Here is a 13,006-nt window from a genome sequence, read left to right as displayed (position 1 = left end):
TAGCCTCGGCGACCTGGAGGGGTCGGCCGCAACTCTGGTTTGCGACCGGCCCCTCCGCTCTGCCCGCACTCAGGTGCGGTTCAGCACGTACACCGGGGCCCCGTCCTTCGCCGCGCCCCGCGACCGGATGCAGGCGTGCTTGCGCAGCATCCGCAGGCACTCGTTGACCCGCCGCACCGGCAGCCCGGTGCGCGCCGCGATCGATTCGAGCGGCCGGCGCAGCTCCCCCTCCTCGACGAGCACGGGAGCGATCACCACGGCCACCGCCCACACGTCCTCGGTGACGGACAGCCGCCGCCGCCAGTCGGCCAGTACGGCCTCCGTCGTGGTCCCCCCGGCGGCGGCCGTCACCCGCGCGGGCCGCTCCAGGGCCGGGGTGTCCAGCCGGTCCGCGATGCGCTGCATGGCCTGGGCGATGACCTGCTGGGCGGCGAGCGTCGCCTGCTGCGCGGCCAGCATCTGCTTCTGCACGGCGAGCGATTCACGCTGTGCGTTCGCAATCTCCTCGTCCACCTGGAGGTTGTGCGACTCCAGCCGGACGATGGCGTCGGCGACCTGTTCCGGCATGGCGTAGGCGATCGGCGATCCCGGTGCCGCGGGCTGCACCTCGGCCTCCTCCAGGGTGTAGGAGCCCTCGCGCTGCACGGTCTCGATCACTTCCGCGACCCACTGCTTGAAGGGGGCGCAGGCCGGCTTGGTGCAGGCGTTGACGAGGAGGATGAGGCCCTGGAGATCGATGAGCTGCAAGTCTCGGCGCCAGCTCCTGCCTGCGGGAATGCTGAGACAGTGACTTCCAGTCACTGTCTCGAGATTGTCTCGGTGATCCTCCGGAACATGGTCGAGCAGCGCCTTGCGGGGCGTCGTGTAGCCCAGTCGCTTGCACACGTCCACCGCCGGGAACCAGTGGCTTCCGTCCGGCATGGTCAGACGCCGGACACGGTCGCCGGTCGCCGCGTACACGAAGTCATTGATGTCGATCGCCCCGTGGCGCTGGACCGGGTGGGGCTTCCTGCTGGGTTCGTTCATGCGAACCACCTCCGCTGCGGAAGGTAGAGCGGGTAAAACCGCATATGCCAGCCAGGAGCGGGATCTTCACGATTGCGAGGGAAGATGGGCGATACGGCCGCGGTGGGGCGGCCGGAGGTGTATGACGGGCGGGCCGGGACGCGAGCGGCCGACGGGACGGGGAAGGGCCCCCGCCGGATGCCGGCGGGGGCCCTTCGCTTCGTCGGCCGGGTCAGCCCAGGCGGGCGAAGCCGTAGTTGAGGATCTTGGTGGCGTCGGTTCCGCGCTGGTTGACGGAGGTGGAGGCCAGGACCGTGCCGATGACGGTCTTCTTGCCCTTGGTGGCGGCGAAGACGAGGCAGTACTTGGCCTCGGGGCCGGAGCCGGTCTTCACGCCGATGGCGCCCTTGTAGCTGCTGAGCAGGGTGTTCGTGTTGGTCCAGGTCGCCATCGTGCGCGTGGAGCCCGTCTTGGTGACGGTCTTGGCACGGTACGACTTGGTCGCCACGACCGAGCGGAACGTGGAGCTCTTCATGGCGCTGCTCGCGATCTTCGTCAGGTCGCGCGGCGTCGAGTAGTTCTTGCCGTTGCCGATGCCGTCGAACGAGTCGAAGTGCGTGTTCTTCAGCTTCAGGTCCTTGGCGGCGCTGTTCATCTTGCCGATGAAGGACTTGACCCGGGCGTCACGGGTCTTGCCCGAGCCGAACTTGTCGGCCAGCGCGTAGGCGGCGTCGCAGCCCGAGGGCAGCATCAGCCCGTACAGGAGCTGGCGCACGGTCACCTTGTCGCCCACGATCAGGTGGGCCTGGGAGGCGTTGTTGCGCACGACGTAGTCGCTGTACGCCTTCTGGATGGTGACCTTGGAGTTGAGGTCGAGACCCCGCTGCGACAGCACGACCTTGGCGGTCATGATCTTCGTGGTGGAGCCGGTGGACAGCCGGGTGTCCGCGTTCTTCGTGTACAGCGAGGAGCCGTTCGCGTTGTTCATCGCGTAGCCGCCCTTGGCCGCGATGGAGGGCGTGGCGACGGCCTGCGCGGGGGCCGCGGTCAGCGCTGCCGCGGCGAGCACCGCGCCGGAGGTCAGGGCGACGGCTGCGGCTCTGCGGAGTCGGGTGGCCTGGATGCCGGTTTTCAAGTGAGATACCCCGATTATGTCGAAAAACCCTATGGTGCGGCCGAGTTGTGGGACAACAAAAGAAGGGCCGCGTCTGTAGGACACGTAAGTAGCACAGTTGGTTGTTCACGGGACGAGGGGAAAACGAGGGGAAGCGTGCGGATCGCGGCGGCCGGTCCGCATGCTGGACGGCATCCCTTATGCGTACGTGTTGTATCTATGCTGTCGGCATGAGCCTGGCAGTGAAGCAGCCCCCCGCCGCCGACCGCGTGTACACCCATGTCAAGCAAGCGGTGCTGGACCGCAGCTACGAGGGCGGCACCCTCCTGACCGAGGGCGAACTGGCCGAGGCGGTCGGGGTGTCCCGCACCCCGGTGCGCGAGGCGCTGCTGCGCCTGGAGGTCGAGGGGCTGCTCAAGCTGTACCCGAAGAAGGGAGCGCTGGTCCTGCCGGTGTCCGCCCAGGAGATCGCGGACGTCGTCGAGACCCGGCAGCTGGTCGAGGAGCACGCCGCGCGCAAGGCCGTCCCCGCCCCGCCCGCCCTCATCGCCCGGCTGGAGGAGCTGCTGGAGCAGCAGAAGGAGCAGGCGGCGGCGGGCGACCTCGCGGCGGCCTCCGTCACCGACCGCTGCTTCCACGCGGAGATCGTCCGCAGCGGCGGCAACGAGATCCTCTCCCGCCTCTACGACCAGCTCCGCGACCGGCAGTTGCGCATGGGGGTGGCCGTCATGCACTCCCATCCCGACCGGATCGCCAAGACGCTCACCGAGCACGAGGAGATCCTGCGGGCGCTGCGCGACGGCGACGCCGAGGCGGCCGTCGATGTCGTCCACCGGCACGTCAGCTGGTTCTCGCACCTGGCGCGGGGTGAGGTCCGATGAGCTCCACGGCCGGTACGACGGCCTCCGTCACCCTCCCCGGCGATCCGCCGGGCGGCCGGCGGGCCGTCGCCGTGTGGTGCATAGGCGTCGCCGTCTACTTCGTCGCGGTCATCTTCCGCACCTCGCTGGGCGTCGCCGGACTGGACGCCGCCGACCGCTTCCACGTGGGCGCCTCCGCGCTGTCCACCTTCTCCATCCTCCAACTGCTCGTCTACGCGGGCATGCAGATACCCGTCGGCCTGCTCGTCGACCGGCTCGGCACCAAGAAGGTGCTGGGCATCGGCGTGGTGCTGTTCACGGCCGGCCAGCTCGGCTTCGCCTTCTCGGCGTCGTACGGCACCGCGCTCGCCTCCCGGGCGCTGCTCGGCTGCGGCGACGCCATGACCTTCATCAGCGTGCTGCGGCTGGGCACCCGGTGGTTCCCCGCGCGGCGCGGGCCGATGGTGGCGCAGCTCGCCGGGCTCGTCGGCATGGCGGGCAACCTCGTCTCCACCCTGGTGCTGGCCCGGCTGCTGCACGGGGTGGGCTGGACGGCGGCCTTCGCGGGCAGCTCGCTGGCCGGTGCGGTGGTGCTGGTGCTGCTGGTCCTCTTCCTGAAGGACCACCCCGAGGGCCACGAGCCGGAGCCGGTGCCGCATCAGGGCGCCGCCTATGTGCGCCGGCAGATCGCCGCGTCCTGGCGCGAGCCGGGGACCCGGCTGGGCATGTGGGTGCACTTCACCACGCAGTTCCCGGCGATGGTGTTCCTGCTGCTGTGGGGCCTGCCGTTCCTGGTGGAGGCGCAGGGCCTGTCCCGCGGCACGGCCGGTGAACTGCTCACGCTCGTCGTCCTGTCGAACATGGCCGTCGGCCTGGTCTACGGCCAGATCGTCGCCCGGCACCACGCGGCCCGGCTGCCGCTGGCGCTCGGCACGGTCGCGGTGACCGCCGCGATGTGGGCGGCGACCCTGCTCTACCCGGGCGAACGGGCGCCGATGTGGCTGCTGGTGACGCTCTGCGCGGTGCTCGGGGCGTGCGGCCCCGCCTCGATGATCGGGTTCGACTTCGCCCGGCCCGCCAATCCGGCGGAGCGGCAGGGCACCGCCTCCGGCATCACCAACATGGGCGGTTTCATCGCCTCGATGACGACGCTGTTCGCGATCGGTGTGCTGCTGGACGCGACGGACGACGACTACACGGTCGCCTTCTGCGCCGTGTTCGTCCTCCAGGCGCTCGGGGTCAGCCAGATCCTCCGGCTGCGCGGGCGGGCGGCCCGCCGGGAGCGGGAGCGGCTGGTGGCGAGCCGGGTGGAGTCGGTGCACGTCCCCGCCTGAGCCCACCGGACGCCGGTCCGGTCCGGTCCGCGGCGGGGACCGGCGTCACGCCGTGCTGCCCGAGCGCCGGTTCCTACTGCGTGACCGTGAAGTTCCGCAGGATCGCCGCCGTCAGCTCCGGGTCGCCCTCCGTCTTCACCCGGTCCGCCACCGCCTCCGGGGTGGTCCGGCCGCAGGCCAGCCGGACGTACGTCTCCCAGTCCAGGGAGAGGGCCGCCGCCGGGCCCAGCGCGGGCGCCGTCTCCAGGGTGCCGCGGCCCTGGATGTCGACGCGGATCGTGCGCAGGAACTCCACCGGGCCGTGCACGTCGAAGACGATCGCCGAACTGCGCGGCGCGTCCGCCCGCACCGCCACGACCTCCGGCAGCGCGTCGAGCAGGTGGTCCCGGGCGACGTACGCGCCGGGCGAGTCGAGGTCGCCGGGGCGGCCGAGGGCGGCGCGCAGGTCCTGTTCGTGCACCCAGATGTCGAAGGCGCGGTAGCGCATCGACTCCTCCAGGGTGATCTCCGCGCCGAGCGGGCCGCGCACCTTGGTGCCCGGGTCGCGGGACTCGTTGCGCAGCTGCCGGTTGCGGCGGATGACCGTGTACTCCAGCTCGGAGGTCATCTCCGGCGCCGTGTGGTGGCGGCGGACGTCGACCTGCATCTCCATGTAGCGCTGGTGCTCGTTGGTGACGTGGAACAGGTCGCGCGGCAGCGCGTGGATGGGGCGCGGGTCGCCCAGCGCCTCGCAGTCCATGCCGATGACGTGCGAGACGATGTCGCGGACGGACCATCCCGGGCAGGGGGTCCGCCGGTTCCACTCGCCCTCCACGAGCGGCTGCACCAGCTCGGATATCGCCTCGACGGAGTGGGTCCAGGCATCGGCGTAGGGCTGGAGGGTGGGATGCAGACTCACGGAACGGGACCCCTCGGCGGTCGGTACACGGTCAGTTTGTGGCGGCATTGCCAGTGGGGAGTGGTGGCGGTCGGCGGGCGGCTTGGGCATCCCCCGGGCTCTCGCTCCGCTTCGAGACAGGGGGGATCCCCAAGTTACGCTGCTGTGAGGCACCCCGGCAGTGCTTTCGTGTGACGATCGTAGGCCCGTCGGGACAACTCGATTGCCAGGACGGTGGTAGTGTGCGCGCCTCTCTGATCCAGATCGCCGTGGACGAGGGCGAATCGGTCGCCGTACGACGGCGGCGCGCGGCCTCGCTGGTACGCGCGGAGTCCGCGGCCGACCTGGTCGTGCTGCCGGAGCTGTGGACCACGGGGGCCTTCGCCTTCGACGAGTTCGACGGCGCGGCGGAGCAGCTGCGGGGGCCGACGTACGAGGCGATGGGCGCGGCCGCGGCCGACGCGGGGGTGTGGCTGCACGCCGGCTCGGTGCCGGAACGGGACATCGACGGCACCCTCTACAACACCTCCCTCGTCTTCGCTCCGTCCGGAGACCTGGCCGCCTCCTACCGCAAGATCCACCGCTTCGGCTTCGACCAGGGCGAGGCGGTGCTGATGGGGGCCGGCCGGGACCTGGTGGCGGTCCGGCTGCCGGAGACGGTCGTCGGTGTGGCGACCTGCTACGACCTCCGTTTCCCCGAGCTGTTCCGCGGCCTCGTCGACGCGGGCGCCGAGACCCTGGTCGTCCCGGCGGGCTGGCCGGAGCGCCGCCGGGCGCACTGGACGCTGCTGGCCCGCGCGCGGGCGGTGGAGAACCAGGCGTTCGTACTCGCCTGCGGAACGGCCGGGACCCACGCCGGGGTTCCCCAGGCCGGTCACTCGATCGTGGTGGATCCCTGGGGCGAGGTGCTGGCGGAGGCGGGAGCGGACGAGGAGGTCCTGCGCGCCGAGTTCGACCCGGCGAAGGTGGCACGGACCCGCGAGCAGTTCCCCGCCCTCAAGGACCGGGTCCTCTGACCCGGCGACCGGGCACGTGCCCCGGTCCGGCTCCCGCACCCGGCGCTCCGGCTCCGGCGTACCCGTCCGGGGCCCGGATCCGGCGTGCCCGGTCCGGCGGTCCGGCTCCGGCGTACCGGTGCGGTGGTCCGCCCTCGGCGCACCCGGGTCGGCGGCCCGTCCGCCGTGTTCCGGGCCCGGTGATCCGGCCCCGGTGTGCCTGGGCAGGGGCCCGTGGCGCGGTATCGGCGTGACCGGGCCGGTGGTGCGTCCGCCGTGCCCCTGGACCAGTGGTCCGTCCCCCGCGCACCGGTCCGGCGGACTCACCGCCGGGCACCCCGGCCCGATGGCCCGGCCCGGTGACCCGGCCCTGCACCCGGCGCGGTGAGCCGACCCGGCGTGCGGGCCGGCAGCGTCGGAGGGCACCGGCCCCGCCGGCTCGCCCTGTGCCCGGGCTCGCGCGCCTGCCGCCCCGCACCCGGTCCGGCCGACTCACCCCCGCGCACCCAGCCCGGCGCCCCGGCCGTGCACCCGGGCCGGAGCCCACGTGCCCCGGGCACCCCCGCACCCCGCGCACCCGGAACCGCCCTGCGCGGGCACCCGGTGAGCGAGCCGCGTACCCCGCGCACCCTGCCCGTCCGCCGGACCCGCCTGCCGGATCAGCCCTCGTCCCGTTCCTTCTCCGCCAGGTGGATCACGCACACCGCCACCGAGATCAGCAGCGCCGGGTCCGCGTCGTCGCGGACGATGTCGACGCCGTAGGTCTCGACGACGCTCAGCCACCGCCGGGAGATCACGGCCAGCAGCTCCCCGTCGTACTCGACGGCGAACTCCCGGTCGAGGATCTTGCCGCTGACGTCCAGCTCGGTGCCGTCGGCCAGGGACACCCGGTAGTGGTTGCGCAGCAGCGACAGCCGCTTGCGGCGGATCTTCGCCAGCGCCTCCCCGTCCCGCTCGATCACCATCGTGTCCCGCAGCGCGAACATCTTCTGGTGGATGTCGATCAGGACCCGGCCGCGGGCGTCCTTCAGCTCGAAGGTGTCCCGCAGCCGCATCGCCTTGCCGTCGACGAGGAAGACCTTGTCTCCGTGCTCGTCCTCGATCCAGTAGTCGTCACCGATGCCGAGGATCCGGTCGCGTACGAGGAATCTCATGCCTCACGGCTTCCCCGGCGGGGGCCGCCCGACGCCGCCGGTAGGCCGACGGACTGAGAGCGGCCGGCCGGTGGCACCCTTGACGCATGAGCGAACCGGCCCCGACCCCGACCCCGCGCCGCGCCCGTGTCCGCGCCCCCGAGCTGACCGGCGAGGGCGGCTGGCTGAACACCGGCGGACGGCAGTACAGCCTCGCCGACCTGCGCGGACGCATCGTCCTGCTGGACTTCTGGACCTTCTGCTGCATCAACTGCCTGCACGTCCTGGACGAGCTGCGCGAGCTGGAGGAGAAACACCGCGACACGGTGGTCGTGGTCGGCGTGCACTCCCCGAAGTTCGCGCACGAGGCCGAGCACCGGGCGGTCGTCGACGCCGTGGAGCGGTACGGCGTGGAGCACCCCGTGCTCGACGACCCGCAGCTGGCCACCTGGAAGCAGTACGCGGTACGGGCCTGGCCGACGCTGGTCGTGATCGACCCGGAGGGCTACGTCGTCGCCCAGCACGCGGGCGAGGGTCATGCGCACGCCATCGAACGGCTGGTCGAGGAGCTGGAGGCCGAGCACACCGCCAAGGGCACCCTGCGGCGCGGCGACGGACCCTACGTACCGCCGGAGCCCGAGCCCACCACCCTGCGCTTCCCCGGCAAGGCGCTGCGCCTGCCCGGCGGGACCTTCCTGGTCAGCGACACCACCCGGCACCAGATCGTGGAGCTGGCCGGGGACGGCGAGAGCGAGCTGCGCCGGATCGGCTCCGGGACGCGCGGATTCACCGACGGCGACGCCGCCACGGCCTGCTTCAGCGAGCCGCAGGGCCTGGCCCTGCTCGACGACGGCTCGGTCGTCGTCGCCGACACCGTCAACCACGCGCTGCGCCGCCTGGACCCGGCCACCGGCGAGGTCACCACCCTCGCCGGGACCGGCCGCCAGTGGTGGCAGGGCTCACCGACCTCCGGACCGGCCCGCGAGACCGACCTCTCCTCGCCCTGGGACGTGGCCTGGTGGCAGGGGCGGGTGTGGATCGCCATGTCGGGCGTGCACCAGCTGTGGGCGTACGACCCGGCCGGACACACCGTGTCCGTCGCCGCCGGCACGACCAACGAGGGCCTGGTCGACGGACCCGCCGACCAGGCGTGGTTCGCGCAGCCGTCCGGCCTCGCGGCCACGCCCGAGCGGCTGTGGCTGGCCGACGCCGAGACCTCCGCGCTGCGCTGGGTGGAGGCCGACGGCTCGGTGCACACGGCCGTCGGCACCGGCCTGTTCGACTTCGGCCACCGCGACGGCGCCGCCGGACAGGCGCTGTTCCAGCACCCGCTCGGGGTCACCGCCCTGCCGGACGGCTCGGTCGCCGTCGCCGACACCTACAACCACGCCCTGCGCCGCTACGACCCCGCCACCGGCGAGGTCACCACGCTCGCCACGGATCTGCGCGAGCCCAGCGACGCGGTGCTCGACGGCGACGACATCGTGGTGGTGGAGTCGGCCCGGCACCGGCTGACCCGGCTGCGCCTGCCCGAGGAGGCGGTGCGGGTGCAGGCCGTCGCCCACCGCACCCGCCGCGCCGCCACCGAGGTCGCTCCCGGCCGCCTCCGGCTGGACGTGATCTTCCAGGCGCCGAAGGGCCAGAAGCTGGACACCCGTTACGGTCCCTCCACCCGTCTGCTGGTCTCCGCCACCCCGCCCGAGCTGCTGCTCGACGGCGAGGGCGCGGGCACCGGCCTGGCCCGCACGCTGGAGCTGAACCCCGCCGTGGAGGAGGGCGTCCTGCACGTCTCCGCGATGGCCGCCTCCTGCGACGACGATCCGGACAACCCGTATCCGGCCTGCCATGTGCACCAGCAGGACTGGGGCGTCCCGGTCCGGCTGGCCGGGGACGGCGCCGACCGGCTGCCGCTCGTGCTGGCCGGTCTGGACGCCTGACGGGCCGGGCCTCTGCCCGGCCCGGACACCGGCCGGAGCCCGTGCGGGCTCCGGCCCGCGGCGGCGCGGTCAGAGACCGTAGCCGTCGCTGTAACCGTCACGCGTGGTGTGGTGCCGCTCCTCCTCGACGACGGTCGTCGCGGGCGGCACCATGACGCGGCGGCGCCGCGCGATGCTGCTGAACGTCGTGACGCCGATCAGTCCGACGATCATCAGGATGACGCCGACCAGGTGCAGGTTGACCCCCTGCATGTGCCAGTCGGTCGCGAACGTGAGGATGGCTCCCACGGCGATGAGGATGATGCACCCGCCGAGGCCCATGAGTGTCGCCTCCTAGCCCGGTTCCAGGTCCGGTTCGGATCCGGTGGTTCCGGCCGTTCCGGTCCCCTCCGGTCAACTCCGGGTACCCCGGGGCCGGATGGACATGCGGGGGCGGCGCCCCTGGGCCGCGCCCTCAGCCCTCCAGGAACGCCACCAGCGCGTTGGCCAGCAGGAACGGGTCGTCGGCCGCGCACAGTTCGCGGGCGCTGTGCATGGAGAGGATCGCGACACCGATGTCGACGGTCCTGATGCCGTGCCGGGCCGCGGTGATCGGGCCGATCGTGGTGCCGCACGGCATGGAGTTGTTGGAGACGAACGACTGGAACGGCACGCCCGCCTTCTCGCAGGCCGCGGCGAACAGCGCCCGGCCCGAACCGTCCGTGGCGTAGCGGTTGTTGACGTTCACCTTGAGGAGGGGGCCGCCGCCCGCGCGCGGGTGGTGCGTCGGGTCGTGCCGCTCGGCGTAGTTGGGGTGCACCGCGTGGCCGGTGTCGGAGGACAGGCAGACGGTGCCCGCGAAGGCGCGCGCCCGGTCCTCGTACGCACCGCCGCGCGCGAACACCGAACGCTCCAGGACGCCGCCGAGCAGCGGGCCGTCCGCGCCGGTGTCGGACTGGGAGCCGTTCTCCTCGTGGTCGAAGGCGGCCAGCACCGGGATGTACGGCAGGTCCGCGGCGCCGGAACCGGTCGCCACGGCGGCCAGCGCGGCCGTCCCGGCGTGCACGGAGAGCAGGTTGTCCATGCGCGGGCCCGCCACCAGCTCGCGGTCGCGGCCCAGGTAGGCGGGCGCCTCCACGGAGTGCGTCATCAGGTCCCAGCCGGTGACCTCGCCGGCCGCCAGGCCCGCCTCCTGCTCCAGGAAGGCGACGAGGTCGCCGTCGCGGACGTCGTCGCCGAGGCCCCACACCGGCTGGAGGTGGCGCTGCTTGTCCAGCTTCAGTCCCTCGGTGGAGACCGTGCGGTCCAGGTGGATGGCGAGCTGGGGGACGCGCAGCAGCGGCCGGGCGACGTTCACCAGGCGGGTGGAGCCGTCGCGCAGCGTCAGCCGCCCGGCCAGGCCCAGGTCGCGGTCGAGCCAGGAGTTCATCAGCGGGCCGCCGTAGATCTCCACGGCGATCTGGCGCCAGCCGTGCGCCCCGGAGTCGGGCAGCGGCTTGACGCGCAGGTTCGGCGAGTCGGTGTGCGCGCCGACGATGCGGAAGGGGGTGTGCGCGGCGGCGCCCTCGGGGACGTACCAGGCGACGATCGCGCCGCCGCGCAGCACGAACTTCCCGCCGCTGGTGCCGTCCCACTCGTCCGTCTCGGCGACCTGCCGGAAGCCGGCCTTCTCCAGCCGCTGCGCGGCGCTCGCCACGGCGTGGTACGGCGACGGGGCGGCCGCGAGGAAGGACATCAGGTCGTCGGTGTGGCCACGGTCGAAGGGCCGGTTCGTACTCATGCCCTCACCTTAACGACGCCGAGGGTCCGCCCCCGGTGGCGGGAGCGGACCCTCGTGCGGTGCTGTGCTGTGCGGTGCCGCCGGGGCTAGAACGCGGCCTCGTCCAGCTCCATCAGGTCCAGGTCGACGTTCTGGGCCAGCTTGCGGGCCAGCGTGACGCCGGGCAGGACGTTGGCCGCGAAGAACTTCGCCGCCGCGATCTTGCCGGTGTAGAAGGCGCGGTCCTTGGCGGAGGCGGTCTGGAGCTTCTCCGCCGCGATCGCCGCGCCCTTGAGCAGCAGATAGCCGACGACCACGTCACCGCAGGCCAGCAGCAGACGGGTGGTGTTCAGGCCCACCTTGTAGATGTTCTTGACGTCCTGCTCGGTGGCGGCCAGGTCGGTCAGCAGCAGACCGACGACGGCTTCCAGCTCGACGGCGGCCTTGGCCAGGTGCTCGCGGGCCCCGGACAGCTCCTCGCCGCCGGTGGCCAGCGCCAGGAACTTCTTGATGTCCTCGGCGAGCGAGTTCAGCGCGGCGCCCTGGTTGCGGACGATCTTCCGGAAGAAGAAGTCCTGGCCCTGGATCGCGGTCGTGCCCTCGTAGAGGGTGTCGATCTTGGCGTCGCGGATGTACTGCTCGATCGGGTACTCCTGGAGGAAGCCCGAGCCGCCGAAGATCTGGAGGGACTGGGCGAGCTGCTCGTAGCCCTTCTCGGAGCCGTAGCCCTTGACGATGGGCAGCAGCAGGTCGTTCAGCGCGTGCTCGGCCTTGGCGTCCTCGCCGTTCGCCTCCTTGACCGCGATGGTGTCCTGGACGGAGGCGGTGTACAGCACCAGGGCGCGCATGCCCTCCGCGTACGCCTTCTGCGTCATCAGCGAGCGGCGCACGTCGGGGTGGTGCGTGATGGTGACCTTGGGCGCGGTCTTGTCCATGAAGTTCGCCAGGTCGGGACCCTGGACGCGCTCCTTGGCGTACTCCAGCGCGTTGAGGTAGCCGGTGGAGAGGGTGGAGATCGCCTTCGTGCCGACCATCATGCGGGCGAACTCGATGATGCGGAACATCTGGCGGATGCCGTCGTGCTTGTCGCCGATCAGCCAGCCCTTGGCGGGGTGGCGGTCGCCGAAGGTCATCTCGCAGGTGTTGGACGCCTTGAGGCCCATCTTGTGCTCGACGTTGGTGGCGTAGACGCCGTTGCGCTCGCCCAGCTCGCCGGTCTCGAAGTCGAACAGGTACTTCGGCACCAGGAAGAGGGACAGGCCCTTGGTGCCCGGACCGGCGCCCTCGGGGCGGGCGAGGACGTAGTGGAGGATGTTCTCCTCCATGTCGTGCTCACCGGAGGTGATGAAGCGCTTCACGCCCTCGATGTGCCAGGAGCCGTCCTCCTGCCGGACGGCCCTGGTGCGGCCGGCGCCCACGTCGGAGCCCGCGTCGGGCTCGGTGAGCACCATGGTGGAGCCCCAGGTCTTCTCGACCGCGATCCGGGCCCACTTCTTCTGCTCCTCGGTGCCCTCCTCGAAGAGGATGCGGGCGAACGCCGGGCCGGAGGAGTACATCCAGATGGCCGGGTTGGCGCCGAGGATCAGCTCCGCGTACGCCCAGATCAGGGACGGCGGGGCGGTGGTGCCGCCGATCTCCTCGGGCAGGCCGAGCCGCCAGTACTCCGAGTCCATGAAGGCCTTGTAGCTCTTCCTGAAGCTCGCCGGGACCGGCGCGGTGCTGGTCTCCGGGTCGAACACCGGCGGGTTGCGGTCGGCGTCCGCGAAGGACTCCGCCAGATCGTTCTCGGCGAGGCGGGTCAGCTCCTCCAGGACGCTGCGCGCGGTCTCGCTGTCCATCTCCTCGAACGGCCCGGTGCCGTAGAGCTTGTCGCGCCCGAGCACTTCGAAGAGGTTGAACTCGATGTCACGGAGATTCGACTTGTAGTGCCCCATGGCGACGGCTCCCGTTGAGGACTCGGCGAGGCACTGACTCCTCGCATTCACGTACCAACTAGTAACTCCGATGATGCTA

The 13,006-nt window shown here is 71.9% G+C and carries 11 protein-coding genes; 4 read left to right on the top strand and 7 right to left on the bottom strand.

Going from position 1 to position 13,006, the window contains the following annotated elements:
* Positions 1-69 precede the first annotated feature (69 nt).
* Entirely contained in the window at positions 70-1,026 is a 957-nt protein-coding gene (locus B086_RS0124745) for a Bro-N domain-containing protein (RefSeq protein ID WP_026252742.1), read from the bottom strand.
* A 211-nt stretch (positions 1,027-1,237) separates the two neighbouring features.
* Positions 1,238-2,140: a D-alanyl-D-alanine carboxypeptidase family protein gene (locus B086_RS0124740; RefSeq protein ID WP_018569123.1), complete on the bottom strand. Its 903-nt coding sequence runs from the start codon at positions 2,138-2,140 to the stop codon at positions 1,238-1,240.
* Positions 2,141-2,349: 209 nt separating this feature from the next.
* Between B086_RS0124740 and B086_RS0124735 the strand changes: the two genes are divergently transcribed.
* Together B086_RS0124735 and B086_RS0124730 are read left to right on the top strand one after the other, a co-directional pair.
* Positions 2,350-3,000, top strand: coding sequence for a GntR family transcriptional regulator (locus B086_RS0124735; protein ID WP_026252741.1), 651 nt, complete (start codon positions 2,350-2,352; stop codon positions 2,998-3,000).
* Positions 2,997-4,313, top strand: a complete 1,317-nt coding sequence (locus B086_RS0124730) for an MFS transporter (protein WP_018569121.1) — start codon at positions 2,997-2,999, stop codon at positions 4,311-4,313. The genes B086_RS0124735 and B086_RS0124730 overlap by 4 nt, the downstream gene beginning before the upstream one ends.
* A gap of 73 nt (positions 4,314-4,386) precedes the next feature.
* Here B086_RS0124730 and B086_RS0124725 read toward each other — a convergent pair whose 3' ends face one another.
* The gene (locus tag B086_RS0124725) at positions 4,387-5,211 is read right to left on the bottom strand and encodes a maleylpyruvate isomerase family mycothiol-dependent enzyme (RefSeq protein WP_018569120.1); all 825 of its coding nucleotides are present in this window, start codon (positions 5,209-5,211) and stop codon (positions 4,387-4,389) included.
* A gap of 221 nt (positions 5,212-5,432) precedes the next feature.
* Between B086_RS0124725 and B086_RS0124720 the strand changes: the two genes are divergently transcribed.
* Positions 5,433-6,206: a carbon-nitrogen family hydrolase gene (locus B086_RS0124720; protein WP_018569119.1), complete on the top strand. Its 774-nt coding sequence runs from the start codon at positions 5,433-5,435 to the stop codon at positions 6,204-6,206.
* A gap of 638 nt (positions 6,207-6,844) precedes the next feature.
* Here the strand turns inward: B086_RS0124720 and B086_RS0124715 are convergent.
* Complete coding sequence (locus B086_RS0124715; protein WP_018569118.1) at positions 6,845-7,339, bottom strand: LURP-one-related/scramblase family protein; 495 nt, start codon at positions 7,337-7,339, stop codon at positions 6,845-6,847.
* An 86-nt stretch (positions 7,340-7,425) separates the two neighbouring features.
* On the opposite strand from B086_RS0124715, the gene B086_RS0124710 reads away from it, so the two are divergent.
* The gene (locus tag B086_RS0124710; protein ID WP_018569117.1) at positions 7,426-9,255 is read left to right on the top strand and encodes an NHL domain-containing thioredoxin family protein; all 1,830 of its coding nucleotides are present in this window, start codon (positions 7,426-7,428) and stop codon (positions 9,253-9,255) included.
* A 69-nt stretch (positions 9,256-9,324) separates the two neighbouring features.
* Here B086_RS0124710 and B086_RS0124705 read toward each other — a convergent pair whose 3' ends face one another.
* The 3 genes from B086_RS0124705 to B086_RS0124695 all read right to left on the bottom strand — a co-directional run bounded on the left by B086_RS0124705 (position 9,325) and on the right by B086_RS0124695 (position 12,927).
* Positions 9,325-9,576, bottom strand: a complete 252-nt coding sequence (locus tag B086_RS0124705; protein ID WP_018569116.1) for a DUF6458 family protein — start codon at positions 9,574-9,576, stop codon at positions 9,325-9,327.
* Between the two features lie 133 nt (positions 9,577-9,709).
* A complete protein-coding gene (locus tag B086_RS0124700) occupies positions 9,710-11,014 on the bottom strand; it encodes a M18 family aminopeptidase (protein WP_018569115.1) in 1,305 nt (434 codons plus the stop codon).
* Between the two features lie 86 nt (positions 11,015-11,100).
* Positions 11,101-12,927 carry an acyl-CoA dehydrogenase gene (locus tag B086_RS0124695; protein WP_018569114.1) on the bottom strand — a complete coding sequence of 609 codons (1,827 nt, stop codon included), beginning with the start codon at positions 12,925-12,927 and terminating at the stop codon, positions 11,101-11,103.
* Between the last annotated feature and the right edge of the window lie 79 nt (positions 12,928-13,006).

It is taken from the genome of Streptomyces sp. PsTaAH-124, from assembly GCF_000373685.1.
Lineage (GTDB): Bacteria > Actinomycetota > Actinomycetes > Streptomycetales > Streptomycetaceae > Streptomyces > Streptomyces andamanensis.
This window is presented reverse-complemented; position numbering and strand designations above follow the sequence as displayed.